This is a genomic window from Methylobacter tundripaludum, from assembly GCF_002934365.1.
Classification (GTDB): domain Bacteria; phylum Pseudomonadota; class Gammaproteobacteria; order Methylococcales; family Methylomonadaceae; genus Methylobacter_A; species Methylobacter_A tundripaludum_A.
Map to the genome: position 1 here is coordinate 229,515 of NZ_PTIY01000005.1, position 18,889 is coordinate 248,403.

An 18,889-nucleotide genomic window follows, 5' to 3' on the forward strand; every position below is an offset into this window, starting at 1 on the left:
GGGAGGGGAAACAGCCGATTCTGAGAGCCATCGGCGTTAATTAGATACCTTTCCGCAGACGCGCACAGTGCGCTAGCGTACATAAGCGCTACACTGCGGAAATTGAATGATGCCGACCGGATCCAGTTACACTGCGGCGAGGCGCTCATTACGGTAGCGGCCTAACGCCCAGAGCGGGAAGAATTTATCGTAACCGTGGTATTTCAGATAAAACACCTTGGGGAAGCCGGGCGCATTGAAGCTTTCGTCACCCCAAAACCCGTCAGACTGCTGGTTTTTCAGCAGATAATTGACCCCGGCTTCGACTTCAGGGCTGCCGGCTTCACCAGCCGACAATAATACCAACAATGCCAGCGCGGTATGGAATGATGTGCCGGTATGGAATTCACCGCGATTCCTGGTGTCGTAATAGCTGTCATTGTCCTCTCCCCACCCGCCCCGGTTCCGCCAGTCGCCCGGCTCGTTCCTTCAACTGCTTAGCCGCCAGCCAATTCAACGCAGAATTGAGAGCTTGCCGGGTGTGCGAATCGCGTTGAAGAAATTCAACTATTCCGAGGAATGTGGCGGCGGAACACTGCACGAGTTGATGACGACTCAGGAATTGATCGCCAATATGCTCGGAGTGCGCCGCGAAGGCGTCACAGAGGCAGCCGGTAAATTGCAGCAAGCCGGATTGATTGAGTACCGCCGGGGACGCATCACGATACTGGATAGGCGGGGATTGCAGACACGGGCCTGTGAATGCTACGAAGTGGTCAAAGCAGAGCTTGATCGCCTGCTCTTCTCTCCCCGGCGCACACCATTAACCTCGTATAGTCCTTTACAAAAAAGAGTGAACGGCTTAGAAGCGAATCATTAAGCGGCCGTCAAATTAGGTAATGTCGCCGTATTCAGGATGTTTGACATATTTACCCGGCTATTCAACGCTGTCAATTTCATCGTAAATATCTTCGGAGATTTCCGCGTATTGCTCCGTGAATATTGCCCCGCCTCAGCAATCGTTCCTGCATCCATGCAAGTCGTTCGCGGCAGATACTATATCCCCGATAAGGCAGGGTATCTGTTCGTTTCGGATTGATGCTGTGAACTATGTTTGTTGCATCCCGCCTATTTATCTTCAACTCTCAACACCAATTTACTCAGCGCCGGAAGAATAATAAACGTACAAACCATAATCCAGAATATGCCCATGGTGATAATCAAACCCATGCTGGCGATGCCCTGATGCGGCGAGAACGCCAATCCGGCGAAACTGGAGGCGGTGGTCAACGCGCCGTAAAACATGGCCCTGGCCGTGCTGGATTGATAGATATTCTGCTCTTCGGACATAGAATGATGCAGCTTCTCAACCATATGGATGCCGTTATCGACGCCTAGCCCCAGTAACAGCGGCAAGGCGATGATGTTGGCGAAATTAATCGGCGTATTGGTCAGAACCGCACTCGCCATCGTAAACAGCCCGGCCAATATCAGCGGCGTCATGACCAACGCGGTATCGAGAACATTGCGCCTGATCGCAAACAACAGCAGCGCGATAGTGATCAGCGCAATCACAATGGCTTCCTGGAAAGCGGAGATAACTTCCTTCATCGATTCCCAATACATGATCGGCAAGTCGGTGGTCTCAGGCGCGACGGATTGCACTTCGGTAATAAACTCTTCCAGGCTGGTTAAATCGTTCAGGTCTTTCTTGGGAAATATCTGGATACGGTACGAGCCGTTCTTGCTCAGCCATTTGTCCTTGATGTCGGCAGGCAGGTCGGCCAGAGTGACTTCCTTGGCATTGAAGCTGTCCGATAGTTCGTTCATGAGACTCGGCAAGGTACCGAGCAGCGTGGTCTGGATTTTGTCAATGAACAGGCGTCGACTGGTTTGCTGCCGCGCATCAAGTTCGATCAAAATATCCTGCAATTCTTTTTTAAAATTGCTTAACGCGGTGCGTTCATGAGCATCGGTTTTTTGAGGCAGGATAGTGTCGATGGCTTTTATCAGGCGCTTAATGCCGGGTACAGGATCGGTATCGTTTTTGAGCGCGGGAAAATTTTGCGTTTGCGCCCCCAGCATCAAGCCCATTTCCTCTATCACGGCCAGTTTGTCGCCCTGCCCGGTGGGTTCAAAATCGAAAAGACTGACGGTTTTATCGACCGAAGCCAAGGCCGAAAGCTTTTGCTCCAAGGCTTTGGCGCTGTTCTCATCCTTGGCCAGAACGGTCAAGGTCATCGGCGTGGTTTCCTTGCCTTTCATCAGATTTTTAAACGCAATAACCGATTCGGTGTTAGGGTCGCGAAGGTTAATCGGATTGAAATCGGTCTTCACGTTGAAGGTCAAAACGATGGAAATAACGGCGATGGCAAAGGTTGCGATGGAAATCGGTTTGGCATAATGCAGCGGCAAGATCGCCAGTTTTTTCGACAATTTCTCAAGTCCGTTCCGCGTTCCGTTAATCTGGGACTTTGCCGGAGCAGGCATGATTTTCAACAGCGCCGGCAGGACAATCAAGGTAATTAACAGGCAGATAAACAGACTGGTGCCCGCCAGCAGGCCAAGTTCGGATACGCCTTTGTAATCGGTCGGTATAAAAGCATAAAGCCCGATCGACGTGGTTCCCGCACACAGTAATAACGATGGCGCCGTGCTCATTAATGTGCTGCGTAGCGCCAGCTCTTTATGAATGTGATGAATCAGATTGTCGCGATAGCGCAGACAAAAATGGATCGCATATTCCACGCCCAAGCCGATATTGGATACCGCAAAAGCCACTGAAATCAGGTTTAATTCTTTTACCGAAAAAGCCGCGAACGCTCCGCAAAAAAGCATGCCCAAGGCCAGCGTCATCAACGTGGCGGAGGTAAGCAAAACAGAACGATAGGCAACCAATAATATAAACAGCACCAGCACAATGGAGAAAATACTGGCGGTAAACGTGCCGGTACTCATGCCCGACAACTCATCATCTTCAAGACCGACTTCGCCGGTAACCCAAACTTTAACCGCAGGCAGGTTGGGGTCCTGAATTTGGGCAACGGCTTTACGGATCGAATCAATCGCATTTTCCGCTGGACGGATTTGCGTAAAATCAAACTTGGGCGCGACGATAATAAAGCCGCTGTTGGAATCGGTTTTCTTTTCCGCAATCATCGACTCCCATGACATCAACGCGTTTTCGCCATTGATCGTTTTATGCAAGGCCAGCGCCACCTTATCAACCAGCGAAGTGAAATCAATAGGTACATCCTGAGTCTTGTCGGTGTTGGTCAGGGCGTCTTCAAAAATCGAGAAAAAGCCGGTCAGATTCGGTTCCTGGGCAATTCTGCCGATAAACGGTTGGGCCAGCGACAGATTGTTGGATAAGTTATGCAGTTCGTCGGTATCGAGATAAAGCAGGCCATTCTGGCGGAAAAATTCGTTGTCGTTGGGAATATAGGCCGAATTAAAATGCTCTTTGTTGGCGCTGAGCAAGCGCAGCAATCGTTTAGTAGCCGATTTGGTCAATTCCGGCGTATCCGATTCAACCACCAGCAACAGCGTGTGCAAATCCTGCGAAAAGGCTTTTTCAAAATTGCGGCGGTTTTGCTGGAAAGGCGCATCGGGCGCGACCAGTTCGGCGGTATCGGTATTAATGCTTAAGTGGCCGGCCGTGTATTCCAAGGCCAAAATGCTGAGCAAAATCACTATGGACAGAACCATGAACGGCCTGCCTAGCGTCAAACTTGCCCAACGTGAAAAAATACTGTGACTGCGGGTTTGGAATGTCATAACTCAGGATTCGGGCATTAATGTAGGGTGAGAGTGTTCAAAGTGTTTAACGCGTCACTTCGGGATTCAATAAGTTCGCTGCCCTGCAATTCGATGAACAGGGCGGGGATTTTAGCCATATTGGCCGCCGCCATGCCGTCTTTCGCTCCCAGGCACAACAGCGCGGTGGACCAGGCATCGGCAACCGTCGGATCAGCGATCAGGACGGTGGCGGAAACCAGGTTATGGCCGACCGGTCTTCCGTTACGGGCATCGAGAATGTGGCTGTAACGCCGGCCTTGGTCATCGAAATAATGCCGGTACGTGCCGGACGTCATCACCGCCATCGGCGAATCCTTGGGCATGGTAACGACTTTATGCATCGTCCGTTCTTCCGGCAACGGCCTTTCCACGGCGATACGCCAAGGTTGAAGGCCGGGTTTGTAGCCATTGGTTTTCAGCTCGCCGCCTATTTCGACCAGATAATTGCTTATGCCTTTTTGCTCCAGCACCTTGCTGATCCGCTCCACGCTATAGCCTTGAGCAATCGACGACAAATCGACTTTCAGGTCGGCCTGTTTTTTGCGCAGATGCGTGTCATCGACGATTTCCAGTTTTTCCATGCCGATTTGCTTCAGCGTGGCAAGAATAGTCGAGTCTTTAGGAATCGTCAGCGCATTGCCCTTAAAGCCCCATAAATCGAACAACGGCTTAATGGTTAAATCGTAGCAGCCTTGGCTGGCCTGGTTTACAACTTGCGCGATTTTAACCAAGGACACGATTTCGCCGCCGACTTCCTGGCTATCGGTATTCTCTATGCTGTTGAATGTTTCTATAGTCGAATCGGGCCGGTAATTGGACAGCAGTTTATCGATGGCCGCGAATTCGTTTTCGACGGCGTCTTTAACGGCTTTATCATCCACCGGCGATTCGGACCAATAGCTGATATGGTAAGTCGTACCCTGAGCAGGGCCTTCAAGCTTTTGAATGGTTGGTTCCGAGCAGCCTGCCAACATGGCTAAAAACATGCAGGCAGTAAAATGATGCGGGAAAGCGCCGGATAATGCCGTTTTTATAGTTCGTGGGTTAGTCATCCATGTCTGCCGTTTCTTTATCATCACAAATTATCGGTAATAAACTTCATAAAACGCGCAATATGCGTTAACAAACGTGATTTTGCGCCCTAGCTGCGCTCGCGTGTGCCGTCTTTAGAGCGCTCTTTATTATAATCCGAAAGACACTAAAGCTTTTTAAAAAATAAGTTTTCCCTTTGCGGTCCCAGTAGAACAGACATGCAAACCGTTCTGGCTGCATTTTTGCCTGTCTCGGAGTCACTATGAATACTCCCCAAATCAGTCATCTGTCTGTTAACGGTAACGCCAGGGAAAATAAGTTCTTTATATTTCAGTTTATCAGCTTGATCCGCGTCATCCGTGTTCCATTTCTCTATGCACTGAGTAGTCGCCATAATGTTTACCGCATTCCCACGCACTACGTCACTGCCATTAAATTAATGACAGCGTATTTCCATTTGAACTTAACTTAATGGCAGCAGCGCACTACAGCTAAGGCGCGAGTCAAAATCAGCCTCTGCCGAGGAGGTATCACGTTATTTGTTGCGCATGATGTGCGTAGATTGCAGGAAAGATACTTGTTTTATATAATACCCATTACTTATTATATCTATTATTTTCTTTCCCTTGGCGCTTTTTACGAGCTTCTACGCTTTCAATTGTTTATGCATTCAAAATTCGGTTTTCTGAGTTACGAAATCAGTCACGTTATCCGTCAACGTTTTAACAAGGAAGCCGAAAATATCGGCTTTACTCATGCCCAATGGAGAGCCTTGGTGCATTTGTCTGAAAATGAAAATTGCCGCCAAATCGACTTGGCTGAAATTCTGGAAATCAAACCGATTACGCTGGCAAGGCAGATCGACTTGCTTGAGGAATCGGGCTTGGTTCGGCGCAATAAAGACGTCGAAGACCGGCGCGCTTACCGCCTGGAACTCACGCCTAAGGCGCAGTCCATCATGCAGGAACTTTGGGAGATTGCCGATGCGGTGGAAGCGGAGGTTCTTAAAACCTTAACGCAACAAGAACGAGAACAGATGACCGCACTGCTGGAACGCATTAAATCCAGCCTGGGTGAAGCTATCTGAATTAATGGGCTTGGGCATTGAAAAGTATGCATAAAACTGAGCGGATAATCTGTTTTTTCACCAAGCTGACCGACTTAGTACCCCTCACATCTTTGAATAACTTTTTATGCTCTCTGGCTGTGTTCCCACATAGCCTTTTTAATTTATAGGACTGAAATGCTCTTTTTATCGAAAAAACAGGACTGGCTCGGCAACATCCGAGGCGATGTGTTGGCCGGTCTGGTCGTTGCCCTTGCGCTGATTCCCGAAGCCATTGCCTTTTCCATCATCGCCGGGGTCGATCCCAAAGTCGGGCTCTATGCCTCATTCTGCATTGCGGTGATTACCGCGTTTGTCGGCGGCAGGCCGGGCATGATTTCTGCGGCGACCGGGGCGATGGCCTTGCTGATGGTGACGCTGGTCAAGGATCATGGCCTGCAATATTTATTGGCGGCAACGCTGCTGACCGGCGTTTTGCAAATCATCTCCGGCTACCTGAAGCTCGGCAGCCTGATGAGTTTCGTGTCGCGTTCGGTGGTGACCGGTTTCGTCAATGCGCTGGCGATTTTGATCTTCATGGCGCAGCTGCCGGAACTTACCCACGTCACTTGGCATGTTTACGCAATGACCGCAGGCGGACTGGCGATCATTTACCTGTTTCCGTATCTCCCGGTGATCGGCAAATCCCTGCCCTCGCCGCTGGTCTGCATTGTCGCGTTGACCGGCATCGCCATTTATTGGCAGCTGGACATCCGCACGGTCGGCGACATGGGCGAGTTGCCCGATACGCTGCCTATTTTTCTCTGGCCCGAGGTGCCGTTGACATGGGACACCTTAAAAATTATTGCGCCTTATTCGGCACCGATGGCCGTCGTCGGCCTGCTGGAATCGTTGATGACCGCAACCATCATCGATGATTTGACCGACACGCCCAGCGACAAAAACCGCGAATGCAAAGGCCAGGGCCTCGCCAATATCGGCGCCGGATTGCTCGGCGGCATGGCCGGTTGCGCGATGATCGGCCAGTCCGTTATCAATATCAAATCCGGCGGGCGCGGACGCTTGTCCACCTTGATCGCAGGAAGCTTTCTGTTGATCATGGTGGTGTTCCTGGACGAATGGATTTCCAAAATCCCGATGGCCGCGTTGGTCTCGGTGATGATCATGGTCTCGATCGGTACCTTCAGCTGGAGTTCCATCGTCAACCTCAAACAACACCCGGTGTCCACCAATGTGGTGATGGTGGCGACCGTGATTGTCGTGGTCTGGACGCATAACCTGGCGTTCGGCGTTTTCGTCGGCGTGTTGCTGGCGTCGTTATTCTTCGCCAACAAAATCAGCCATTTCATGTATGTCGAATCGGAACTGGATGAAGCGAACAGCATTCGGACTTATCGCGTTATCGGGCAAATCTTCTTTAATTCGTCGGGCAAGTTCATTGCGGCCTTCGATTTCAAGGAAGCCGTCGATAAAGTGGTCATCGATTTACACCGAGCACACTTCTGGGATATAACCTCGGTGACCGCCTTGGACAAGGCCGTCATCAAGTTCCGCCGCGAAGGCGCGGAGGTGGAGTTGATCGGCATGAACGAAGCCACCGCCACCATCGTCGACCGCTTCGGCATCCACGATAAACCGGAAGAAATTGAAAAAGTCATGGGAGGTCATTAATGAACACAAATACCAATAGAGTGCTGGCATGTATCGACGGTTCGTCATTGACCGAAGCGGTCTGCGATTACGCGGCCTGGATAGCGCAACGCGTCGATGCGCCGTTAAAGTTGCTGCATGTCATCGACCATCATCCCGAGACCACCGCAACCCTGGACTTGTCCGGCAACATCGGCTTGGGCAGCCAGGAGCATTTGCTTGAAGAACTGACCGCCGTCGAACAGCAACGCAGCAAGTTGCGACTACAGCAAGGCAAGCTATTGCTACAGGCCGCCAAAGATCGGGTCATCCAGGCCGGCATCGCCGACCCCGACAGCAACCAGCGCCACGGTAGCCTGGTTGAATCGCTAATCGAGCTTGAAGAAAGCATCCGGGTCCTGGTCATCGGCATCCGTGGCAAAGCGCATGAAAACCGGCCGGACAAAATAGGCGCAAAACTTGAGTCCATCATTCGCTCGTTGCATAAGCCTATTTTGGTAGTCAACGACACGTTCAAAGCGCCGCAGCACATCATGATTGCCTATGATGGCAGCAAGGCGACAGAAAAAGCCATCGACATGGTTGCCATCAGTCCGCTTTATAAAGGCCTCACTTGCCATCTGGTTAACGTCAGCAAAGATGACGCAGCGACCGAACAATTGCTTGAAGCGGCTGTCAGCAAACTGAAAAATGCCGGCGGCATTGAAGTGACCACGAAAAAATTACAAGGCAAGCCCGACCAAGCGCTTTGTGAATATCAGGACAAACATGATATTGATATGATCGTGATGGGCGCATTCAGCCACACCCGCCTTCATGACCTGCTGCTCGGCAGCTTTACCGCCAAAATGCTGATGAATGCCAAAAAGCCGCTGCTGTTGCTGCGCTGATTGGCCGGAACGTAACAGGCGCTCAGCAAATTTGTTCCCATGCGCTACGCCACGGCCATTAAGTTAAGTACAACAGCAGCGTAGGAGCGGGCCGCGCCCGCGATATTTCGGTAGAGCGATACAGAGTTGTAGCGCCTTCATCGCGGGCATGGCCCGCTCCTACAACGCGTAATGGCAGTGCTGCGCTCATTGTTATACGACAGCTTCACACCTTACCCCCCGGCGGGTCTACGATGAAAAATCCGGGATTTGACCCTTTAAATCACGTGCCGCATGTATCAGCAAGTCTTCGAAAGTGTAAAAGCCTATATCGCAGATTGCCAAATGCGATAGCGCAAAAGCTGCGCCCGTGCCGAATGCCTCGCGTCTGATTGACGAGTGAACCAGACGGACTGTTTGGTGCGGAAAGCCGAAAATAACTTCATGCTCACCGATAATTCCGCCGAGCCGCAACGAAGTGATTTGATCGTCATCCACGCCTAATTTTTCCGCGATCTTTAATGCCGTGCCTGAAACCTCCGGTTTTTCCTTAAAATGTTGCTCAAGGATTTCCACATCGGCGAAAGGCGCTATTTTGCGCAACAGATTGGCCGCCGTCATCAGGAAATTGACGCCCAAGGTAATATTGGGCGAACACATGACACGCGTATTTCGCCCAAGACTGCGGACATAATCCAAATCGCTTTCCGAATAAGCGGAAATCGCGCTGACCAACATAATTCGGTGTTTACGAACCGTTTCTCCATAGCGATGGACGGCTTCCGGTGAAGAAAAATCAACTACCGCATCAACCGGCTGCCGGTCGAATAATGCCTCGAACGATTGTTGCGCCATCCCAATAATCGGAATAGCAGTATCCGGATGCGTTTGAGCGTTGTCACTCACGGTGCGGCGGGCAATCCAGCACAGTTCAAAGCGTGAATCCGTGCTCAGTACATTGGCGACGGCTTTGCCCGTTTTGCCGTAGCCGATAAGGCCGATACTTATTTTGTGGTTCAATGGTAATCTCCTTTGATACATTCACTCGCAGAACTACGTTTAACCCAACCGCAAAAATGCAATGAGCAAATAAGTTTTGCGGAAAAGCATTTTGTATCAACTGTTATTTAAAATAAAAACATTAACGAAATCGTGGTTATAGCGACTAATTTATACCTCTCAGGCCCATGCGGGCATAGCTATCTACACAACTTTTCGCGCGCGTTCCCAGGCCTTGCACCACTGCCATTAAGTTAAGACTTGTTCCGTTCGCCCTGAGCCTGTCGAAGGGTGAGCGGAACAAGTCGTTAAGCCATTCATGGTTCGACAAGGCTCTCCTGAGTTTATCGAAGCCTGTCATGAGCTTGTCGAATGGGGCTCACCACGAACAGCTTAACTTAATGCCAGTGAGGCCTTGCACTCCAACCGCTGGAAATACGCAACCATTAACTTGATAGTAATAACCTGACGCGTGGGGACGAAACAAATCCGGGCCAATCAGCTCATATTTCCGTTAACCAATAAAATTGATAAGCCTGCAAAACGATCCGGCGATCGAACTGGGCGGGACTTCTGCCGCTGTATAAATCGACGAACCGGCCGTAAAGATTAATGCCCCGGCCACTGATGACATCCAGGTCGAGATACTGGGGATTGGCGTCGAAATTGGCGACCACCAGGACCCGTTCCGACGGCCGCAAATGATTGAAGCGGATAAAACAGAGCAAATGCTCATTATCGACGTCAAGTAATTCGCGGTTGTTGAAATCGGCGAACGCAGTCGTTTCCTTGCGGATGGCGATCATTTTTTTCAATGCGCTGAACAGGCTGTATTCCACCGTGCCTTGTCTTTTTCGCAATTCGGCTCTTTCCCAATTGATCTTGGGCCGGTGAATCCAGCGGTTGTCGCCGCTTTTACCGGGGTCATCGAGATAACTGTAGTCGTTGACGACGCCCAGCGCATCGCCGTTGTACAGCAGCGGAATGCCGCCGAAAGACAGGATCACGCTATGCAGTAGCAGGATTTTATTGACCGCGGCTAATATCAGGGCCGAATCGCCGCTTTCCGCTGCCGCTTCCAATCCCGCCAGCGATGCCAGCGAGCCGCAAATGCGCGCATCGCCGGTCTCGTCATTGCGCATAAACACCATGCCTCTGGCCGGCGAAGCTTCGAATTGACCGCTGAAATAATCGACCAGGAATTTTCGGTGCGCGAAAGGTTCGTAATCGGCCGCCCGGACATCGTTGTCGTCGAAACCGAAGCCGATGTCGTCATGGCAGCGCACATAGTTGAGCCAAGTCGCCCGTTCCAGTTTGGCGGGCAGGTTTTTCACGCCCTGATAGAGTAATTTGGCATTGGTGGTGGCAATGCCGTCCCACAGCAACGCCATCAGCGTGGCGTTGTAAGCGATTTCGCATTCCTTGGCGATAATGGCGTCTTCGCCGAAATATTTGATCACTTCAACCGGCGCAACGATCGCTTCGGCAATAAACAACACGCCGGGCGCGGTCACTTGGCAGCAGTCCTTCATCAATTGCAGAATCAGATGCGCATTGCGCTCGTTCTGGCAGGAGCTGCCGATTTTTTTCCACAGGAACGCAACGGCGTCGAGACGCAGCACATCGACGCCCTGATTGGCCCAAAACAGGATAATGTCGAGCATTTCAATGAACACTTCGGGATTGCTGTAATTCAAATCCCACTGGTAATCGTGGAAGACGGTCATCACCCATTTTTGCATGTCGGCATTCCAGGTGAAATTGCCCGGCGCGCTTTCGGGAAAAATTTCCGGCATGCTTTGTTCGAACATGTCGGGAATTTCCCGGTTATCGAACATGAAATAATAATCCTGATAGCGGCGCTCCCCCGTGACCGCCTTTTGAGCCCATTCATGCTCGTCGGAGGTATGATTGAGCACTATATCCAAGACCAGCAGAATATCGCGTTTCCTGAATTCCCCGGCAACGCGGCGTAAATCGTTAATGTCGCCGAGCCTGTCGTCGATTTTGCGGAAATCGCTGATCGCATAACCGCCGTCGCTTTTGCCGGCCGGGCACATCAAAATCGGCATGATATGCACCATGTTGATACCCAGCTCCTGGAAATACGGGGTCTTGTCGGCCAAATCGTCCAGGTTTTCGGCAAAACCGTTGGTGTATAGCGCCATGCCGACCCATTTTTGCGACAGGAACCAGTTATGATCCTGTTCGCGCGCGATATCGACGCTTTCCAGTTCCGCGGAGCGGTTGATATAGCCTTTAGCCATGGTTTCCACCAGGCGCTGCATTTGCGGCTTAAAGTCCTTGCGCTGTCCGTAGAGGTTAAAAAACAGCGAATAAATGGCGTAAAAATTAGCGCCCAGCCGGGTATAAAAATGCCGCAAATCCTGCCTGCTGATTTCCGGTTTTAAATCGTCCAGAATGGCGTTCAATAGCGAGTGGGAAACTTGTTCGTACATAGCGTTATCCTGACGGAACTAAAATTAAGTGACTATTCGCGCGTGATGGAACACGGATGACACTGATAAGACGGATTTAAAAAAACCTCAAGCCGGACGGGGCATGTTGCCCCGTTCGAAACATTTTACGACTGTCAATATAGCCACTTAGCTCTAATGCCACAAAAACGTTAGGGACGGGGTTGCAAACCCCGTCCCGCTTGTGGAATCCGTCAAATCCGCGTTCTATTGACATGCTCCGTCGCGCTCCAATCTATATTTCTTCGTGGTGAATAAAAAATAGCACATACGCTAGTTCCCAAGCTCTCCAGCTTGGGAATTCAGTGTAGGAAGCTCCAGCTTCCCGTCTCGCAAAGCTGGAGCTTTGCTCACTGGGTTCCCAAGCAGGAGCTTGGGGACCAGCAAAACCAGCAAACCAGCAAAGACACGAAATATATTCATTATGCTCAATTGCAAAGTCATTCCATCCAAATCTGCGTGCCGGGATGATAATGGGCAACGCCCTCCAGTATCCCGGCGCTGTAATTGCCGTTCATGCCTAAAAAACCGCCTTGCGCCAAATAAAACGCCGCCATCGTTCCCTGTTTCCGGGCTTGAGTTTTGGCTTGCTCGACAACATCAAGATCGGCGTTGGCGACCAATACCGACTGAATCGCGCTGGCGAGCACCGGCAAATCGTTACCGCTGTCGCCGGCGAAAACCGTGTTGGCGTAATCGAAGCTCTGATGTTGCATTAAAAACTCCACGGCATGGAGTTTCGTCGCATGCGCGGGTAACACGTCCAACAGTCCCGTCGATGTCGCTTCGTCGACACTGTAGATCAAGCCGGCCGCCACTTGCCGGGTTTCCAGCCGCCGCAGCATTTCCCGTTGCAGCGCGTCGATGTCAGCCTGCAACGGCAGGTAATAGCTGAGTTTGTAACGGTTTTGCTTGGCTTCTTCCTGTAGGCGCAAAAACGGTAAATCGCCAAACAAAGGCCGTAAATCGTTTGCCGTCAAGCCCTGCCAATCGGCGGCAATGTCCTGCTCCCATTCAGGCCAATGCCGCCATTCTCCGGTATGTACTTGATAAATAGTCGTGCCGACATCGCCGATAACCCAATCGGGCAACGGCAGTTCGTATTCCCGGATGGCGTCTTCAACCAGCTCGCGGTGCCGGCCGCTGACATAAGCCAGGGTCACCTCCGGGCGCGAAACCAGTCGGCTAAAAGCCGCCCGCGCACCGGGCGATTCGGGCTGTCTGCCGTTCGGCAGCAGGGTGCGGTCAAGATCGGTACAAATCAGGATGCGTTTGTTCATGGGCTTTGGACTCTGTTAGCGATTGAAAAAATCGTAATGTTCGATGGCCTCCAATATGCCCCAGGCATGCGAACCCTCGGCGAAATAGACCTGCTCGGTATCGCCCAGAATGGACAGCTCCTCGCAATGACGGTTGGCGACCACGACCCCGAGGGTGTTGCCGCGCAACATATCCTCGTCGCCACCGGAACCGCCCGTAGCCAGGATACGCTCCAGCGGAATATTCCATTGCCGGGCGACATAGCGCAATGCCTGGCCTTTGGAGGCCCTGGCCGGAACAAAGTCCAAAAACTGCCCGAACGAGAGCGTCGTATTGACCGACAATTCGTGCTGCCGCAGTAGCGTAAGGATTTCTTCCATCGGCGGCGCGCTATTGCTGTCGTAAAGATAGGAAAGCTTAAACCGGCTCTGTTCGCTTTTGGCTTGCAGCGTCAGGCCCGGCAAACCGCTGATGACGCGCCGCAGCACGTTAGGCGTCCACAAATGATCGATATGATAGGTCCAGGCAATATCGGCGATCAGTTGCGGCGCATAGTAGATTTCAGTGCCGAGACTGGTGATTAAAATATCCGGCATCGGAATCTTGTGTTTTTTAAAGACCGCCAGAACCGCATCCAGCCGCCGCCCGGTGGCGATGCCGAATAGAAGCTTCTTACGTTTTTCGCGAATCAGTTTTACAAATTGCTCCAAGCCTTCGGCGTCGCCCAACAAAGTATTATCGATAGCGCTAAAAATGGCTTGTTTTCGGAAGCGGCCGGTTTTGGCGAGCGGCGGGGCTTTCGGGAGTGAGCCCGCTTGCTGCGGTAGCGCCTGAATCTTTCGCAAATAGGCTTGCGTATGGGAGTCCCAAGAATAATACCGGGCGACGTTTTGCAAGCCATTTGCGGAAAATTCCCGCCAAAGCTCCGGATTTTCGAGAATAGTCAACAAGGCTTCAGCCATCGCCGTCTTGTCCACCGGGTCGACCAGCAAGCCGTTGCGGCAATTGCCGATGATGTCCACCGGACCGCCGTTTTCGGTGGCGACCAGCGGCAGGCCGCTGGCGGCCGCTTCCAGCAGCGTCAAGCCGAACGGTTCGGTCAGGGCCGGATTGATGAACACGCCTCCGGATGCCGCCGCAAGACGGTAAATGTCGGCGACCTCGTCAGCCGCGTGGTGTTTCGGCAGCGCGACCCGACCGTAGAGATCGTAATAATCGGCAACCAATAACAGCTCCGTCAAAACCCCTTGCGGGCCTTCGCTCAACTCCCGGATGTCTTCGCGATTACCGGCGACGATCACCAGATTGGCTAGCTGCTGCAAACGCGGCGATTCCCCGTAAGCCTCCAACAGTCCGACGATATTTTTCCGTTGGTCGGGACGGGACATCGCCAATATCACCGGCTTATCCGGTTCATGCAGCGGCATCTTGAGTTTTTTTGCAAAAGCAATGCTTTCGCCGGCGGAAGCGGGCGGATGAAACATGTCGAGATCGGTTCCCGGCGGTATGATTGCCATCTTGTCCGGCGTGTAGCAATCGTAAAGCTCGTATTGCTCTTCGATTTCATTGCGGGTGCTGGTAATCACCAGATCGGCGTTGGTCAGCGTCTCCTCTTCGGCGCCGATACGGCGCGACATATGATAACGCTGCTCGATCGCCTCCATCGCCAAGCCCATCGCGAGCAGCCTGCGGCATTTGTCGCGTCCCAAAGAATGGCCGGTATGGATTAACGGCAACCCGGTCCAATGCGCAAGGCGGACGCCGACATAACCGGCGTCGGCATAATGGCTGTGCAGAATATCCGGCCAGCGCGGTTGGCGGTGCAGCCAACTCAGTAAATTATCGGCGAAACTATCCAGATGATCCCAGAGCTCTTCTTTGCGAATATACGCTTCGGGACCCGCTTCGATACGGACTATTTGTGCATTTTCCGACAGCGGTTCGACGGGCTCTGCGTAATCGGGGCCGACTTCGCTGTCGATTATCCGCCGCGTTACCAAATCCACCCGCCCGACATTCGGCTGTTTTGCCAGCGCCTTGGCCAGCTCAACGACATATTTGGTTTGACCGCCGGTATCCGCGTCGCTTCCCAGTTCCAGGTCACAGCCTCTAATCAAGCCGTGAACGCTGATTAACAGGATATACAGCGGTTCGGTATTAGTGTTCTCAATCATTGCAGATAGACTCTTTAATTACCGGTGTATTTAAAAATACGCTCCGGTCATAAATTCCGGATTTTTAGCTTCAGTAATTCCGAACCGTTTTTCCATGTCCCTAACCGTCTGTAAACCAGTTCGTGTTGCAGCAGATCAGTCCCAGTGAATCTAAGGAATTTATTAATTATAGGATTGCACACATTAATCCTTTCTTAAGGTTCGAGACTCATCCGGGCCTTCATGGTACAAACGAGACTGCAAATGCGTTGTCGAAACGGGAAGCCTGGCTTTCACAGGCTCAAATAAACAATGGTCTGCACCGGATAACTTGTTACAATCGAATTCAGCTCTACTCTGTCATTTAACATCTACCGGAGTCCATACATGGAAGCTTATCCTTCTGAACTTCTGCTTATCACATTCGTTGCGATGCTGGCTCCGCTCCTTGCCGAGTTGCCGGGCAGTGTGCGCTTTCCTGTCGTGGTGCTTGAAGTCGTTTTGGGGATACTGATAGGCCCTCATGTCTTTCATCTGGCTAATCCTGACGGCATGATCGCCATGTTAGGGCAACTCGGTTTAACTTTTCTGCTGTTCTTGGTCGGACTTGAGATAGATTTCGACAAGATTCGCGGCAAACCCTTGTCATTAGCGGTAGGCAGTTGGTTTATTACCTTCCTGTCGGCGATAGTTTGTATGTTTTTCTTCAATGTCATCGGACTCATCCAGAGCCCGCCTTTATTGGCCGCAACCGCCTTATCCACCACCGCCTTGGGCATACTGGCCCCTATTCTGCGCGACCGTGGCGAACTTAACACCGATTTCGGCAAGCACATCGTGGCAACAGCGGCTGTCGGTGAGTTTGGCCCCTTGGTGATTATTTCGCTATTGCTGATCACTACCCATGACACTTTTTTACACACGCTGTTTGTCGTGACCTTTATTATCATCTCCTTGGCCGTGGCGAATGTTGCCCTGCACATGCGCTCCTCGCCATTGCTCGATAAACTGGCGCACACCATGCAGAGCAGCGGCCAGCTTCCGGTGAGAATTTGTATCCTGTTGCAAGTTTTGTTAGCCACACTCGCCGCTAAATTCGGCCTGAATATTGTGTTGGGGGCATTTACTGCGGGCATGGTGGTCAGACTCGCCATTAAAGGAACGGAGGGCGAGCTGTTGCAGCATAAGCTGGACGCAATCGGTTATGGCTTCCTGATACCCATCTTCTTTATCGTTGCAGGCATGAAGTTCGAACTCAGCGCCCTGTGGTCTACCCCCCTCGCTCCGATACAAATCGCTCTTTTGTCGGGTTTGTTGGTTCTGGTTCGAGGCGTTCCGTTGTTTTTTTACAAGCATGAGCTGACTGCCGAGGAAAAAATACCTTTCATGTTTTATTCGTCCACAGGTCTTCCGTTGATCGTCATCATTAGCGAAATCGGCGTTTCCTCTGGATTAATGCCGCCGGACAGGGCGTCAATCCTGGTCGGTGCGGGTATGGTTTCGGTGTTGTTGTTCCCCGTGTTGGCGGTAAAACTACGCGGTAAATTCGTTTTGCCTTGGTGATGTTTACGAAAAAATTACATTTATCGACCTTATCCTTGAGATAGAATTTTCATTTTGAAACCATTTCTTCATCTATTTTCGTATATCGCCTGGAAACAACGTCTGGTATTCTGGCTGGGCGCAATTATGGTCGGTCTGGTCATCGTCATGATGACTATGCTCAGCGAATGGGCCGCGCAAACCTACCGCGTTCTTGCGCTGCAATACCCCTGGTTTCATTTTGTCATTCCGCCAGTCGGACTGGGCTTTACTGCATGGCTCACTTTTCGTTTCTTTCCCGGCAGCGAACGCAGCGGCATTCCACAGGTTAAAACAGCCTTGGAATTTGCTGACAACTTTAAAGAAACAGCCAAATTGATTTCCTTAAGAATTGCCATCGGGAAAATGTTCCTGCCGATTATGGGTCTGCTTTCCGGGGCCTCAGTCGGTTTCGGCGGCCCTGCCGTGCATGTCGGCGCATCGGTGATGTTGTCACTCGGTAAAGTGATTAAATTTCCGCCTCATTATTTAGAGAAAGGTTTAATTCTGGCAGGCAGCGCGGCCGGTTTTGCCGCAATGTTCAGCACCCCGTTGGCGGGCATTATTTTTGCTGTTGAAGAAATGGGCCGAACCTTGGAAGAACGAATCAGCAGTCTGGTATTAACCGCCATTATTTTTTCCGGCGTGACCGCCTATGCGTTATTAAACAGCTACATTTATTTTGAAGATGAATCGCTGATCATGCCAATAGGACAAAGCTGGTTTGCTATCCCGTTATGCGGGATTATCGGCGGGTTTTTGGGAGGCTTGTTTAGCAAAATCACTATTTTCGGCAGCCGACTCCTCAAGCGAACCGGCATCTCGATGGTTGTGATCGCTATAGCGTGCGGCGGAATCATCGCTACAGTGAATTATTTCTCCAATGGTGCGACCGTGGGCACAGGTTATCAACAAACCAAAGCCATATTACACAGCGCTCAAGCGATGGAACCTTCTTATCCGTTCCTGAAAATGCTCGCTACGTGCGCCACTTTCTTTAGCGGCATACCCAGCGGTATTTTTGTCCCATCACTGGCAACAGGGGCTGGGATTGGTGTCGACTTGGCTAACTGGTTTCCGATTGCGCCCGCTTCAGCGATGATTTTACTGAGCATGACCGCTTATTTCTCGGGTATGCTGCAAACACCGCTCACCTCGTTCGTGATTGTTATGGAAATGACTAATAGCCATGAAATTATGATTCCGCTGATGGCGACCGCTTTTTTGGCCAGCGGGACATCTAAATTAATACATTCGGTACCGTTGTACCTTGCTTTATGTGAAGCCTATCGATTGCCGTCAATGTGTTCGGCACGACGGTAATTCGATTAAATACGTTATTTAGGAATTAGTTATGGCAACTCAATCTATTACGATAGCGCGGATTTATCTTCGGGAAGACGAACATCTGCTTGGTAGTATCTTTGATTTTTTGCACGACGAAGAAAAAGTCTTAGGCATCACGGTATTCCAAGGGATTATGGGGTTTGGCCCGGACGGAATAATTCGTACCAGCCATCTACTAACCTTGTCTCTGGATTTGCCGCTGGTCATCGAATTCTACGACTTACCTGAACGGGTTGAGAGCGTAATCAACCATCTTCAAACCCAGATGGGCTTATCTCATATAGTGAGTTGGCCGGCAATTAGCCATATCAGAGATTGATCTTGCTCCGATCTAGCGACACTCGGCTAAGAGCGTAATCCCTGACTCCGAGGTCAAAAATGAAAACCAAAAAAGAACCAACCTCCCCAACAATACGCAACAAATATACAGCTCAGTTTAAGGAGTAGGCGTTGGAACGTGCAGACCGTGACGGCATTCCCAAGGCGGCCAAAGATTTAGGGCTTGCCGAATCGATATTGTATAATTGGCGAGCCAAACGTCGCCAAACCGGTTAGTCTTTTGAAGATAGCCCTATTGATATTTATGAAACTGAAATCTGTTTTTCTCTCAAATTTACCTGGAATACCCATCTTCATTTGGACGCTGACGATAACGTTACCTTTATATTGTTCCGCTTC

Annotated in this window: 12 protein-coding genes and 2 pseudogenes; 7 read left to right on the forward strand and 7 right to left on the reverse strand. The window is 51.1% G+C overall.

Annotated elements, in window-relative coordinates; all coding sequences use genetic code 11:
- Positions 1–126: 126 nt before the first annotated feature.
- Positions 127–447: pseudogene (locus B0F88_RS08240) on the reverse strand (squalene--hopene cyclase); the annotation flags it as partial.
- 130 nt (positions 448–577) lie between these two features.
- Here B0F88_RS08240 and B0F88_RS08245 point away from each other — a divergent pair.
- Positions 578–859: pseudogene (locus B0F88_RS08245) on the forward strand (Crp/Fnr family transcriptional regulator); the annotation flags it as partial.
- 248 nt (positions 860–1,107) lie between these two features.
- Here B0F88_RS08245 and B0F88_RS08255 read toward each other — a convergent pair.
- Entirely contained in the window at positions 1,108–3,756 is a 2,649-nt protein-coding gene (locus tag B0F88_RS08255; protein WP_104423465.1) for an MMPL family transporter, read from the reverse strand.
- A gap of 17 nt (positions 3,757–3,773) precedes the next feature.
- Positions 3,774–4,829, reverse strand: a complete 1,056-nt coding sequence (locus B0F88_RS08260) for an FAD:protein FMN transferase (protein WP_258076599.1) — start codon at positions 4,827–4,829, stop codon at positions 3,774–3,776.
- A gap of 644 nt (positions 4,830–5,473) precedes the next feature.
- Here B0F88_RS08260 and B0F88_RS08270 point away from each other — a divergent pair.
- The 3 genes from B0F88_RS08270 (at position 5,474) to B0F88_RS08280 (ending at position 8,415) form a co-directional block, all read left to right on the forward strand.
- The gene (locus tag B0F88_RS08270; protein WP_104423538.1) at positions 5,474–5,896 is read left to right on the forward strand and encodes a MarR family winged helix-turn-helix transcriptional regulator; all 423 of its coding nucleotides are present in this window, start codon (positions 5,474–5,476) and stop codon (positions 5,894–5,896) included.
- Between the two features lie 156 nt (positions 5,897–6,052).
- Positions 6,053–7,546 carry a SulP family inorganic anion transporter gene (locus tag B0F88_RS08275; protein WP_104423468.1) on the forward strand — a complete coding sequence of 498 codons (1,494 nt, stop codon included), beginning with the start codon at positions 6,053–6,055 and terminating at the stop codon, positions 7,544–7,546.
- Positions 7,546–8,415, forward strand: coding sequence for a universal stress protein (locus B0F88_RS08280; protein ID WP_104423469.1), 870 nt, complete (start codon positions 7,546–7,548; stop codon positions 8,413–8,415). The genes B0F88_RS08275 and B0F88_RS08280 overlap by 1 nt, the downstream gene beginning before the upstream one ends.
- 228 nt (positions 8,416–8,643) lie before the next feature.
- Here the strand turns inward: B0F88_RS08280 and B0F88_RS08285 are convergent, their stop codons facing one another.
- From B0F88_RS08285 to B0F88_RS08300, 4 genes are all read right to left on the reverse strand, one after another.
- Positions 8,644–9,414: a 4-hydroxy-tetrahydrodipicolinate reductase gene (locus tag B0F88_RS08285; protein ID WP_104423470.1), complete on the reverse strand. Its 771-nt coding sequence runs from the start codon at positions 9,412–9,414 to the stop codon at positions 8,644–8,646.
- Positions 9,415–9,896: 482 nt separating this feature from the next.
- Entirely contained in the window at positions 9,897–11,852 is a 1,956-nt protein-coding gene (locus B0F88_RS08290; RefSeq protein ID WP_104423471.1) for an alpha-amylase family glycosyl hydrolase, read from the reverse strand.
- Positions 11,853–12,310: 458 nt separating this feature from the next.
- Positions 12,311–13,150, reverse strand: coding sequence for an HAD-IIB family hydrolase (locus B0F88_RS08295; RefSeq protein ID WP_104423472.1), 840 nt, complete (start codon positions 13,148–13,150; stop codon positions 12,311–12,313).
- A gap of 15 nt (positions 13,151–13,165) precedes the next feature.
- Positions 13,166–15,304, reverse strand: a complete 2,139-nt coding sequence (locus B0F88_RS08300) for an HAD-IIB family hydrolase (protein ID WP_104423473.1) — start codon at positions 15,302–15,304, stop codon at positions 13,166–13,168.
- A gap of 366 nt (positions 15,305–15,670) precedes the next feature.
- Here B0F88_RS08300 and B0F88_RS08305 point away from each other — a divergent pair, with 366 nt between their 5' ends.
- The 3 genes from B0F88_RS08305 to B0F88_RS08315 are packed head-to-tail and all read left to right on the forward strand — an operon-like array spanning position 15,671 to position 18,530.
- The gene (locus B0F88_RS08305) at positions 15,671–16,846 is read left to right on the forward strand and encodes a cation:proton antiporter (RefSeq protein WP_104423474.1); all 1,176 of its coding nucleotides are present in this window, start codon (positions 15,671–15,673) and stop codon (positions 16,844–16,846) included.
- 54 nt (positions 16,847–16,900) lie between these two features.
- Positions 16,901–18,187, forward strand: a complete 1,287-nt coding sequence (locus B0F88_RS08310; RefSeq protein WP_258076600.1) for a chloride channel protein — start codon at positions 16,901–16,903, stop codon at positions 18,185–18,187.
- A 31-nt stretch (positions 18,188–18,218) separates the two neighbouring features.
- Positions 18,219–18,530 carry a DUF190 domain-containing protein gene (locus tag B0F88_RS08315; protein ID WP_104423476.1) on the forward strand — a complete coding sequence of 104 codons (312 nt, stop codon included), beginning with the start codon at positions 18,219–18,221 and terminating at the stop codon, positions 18,528–18,530.
- The last annotated feature ends 359 nt before the right edge of the window (positions 18,531–18,889 follow it).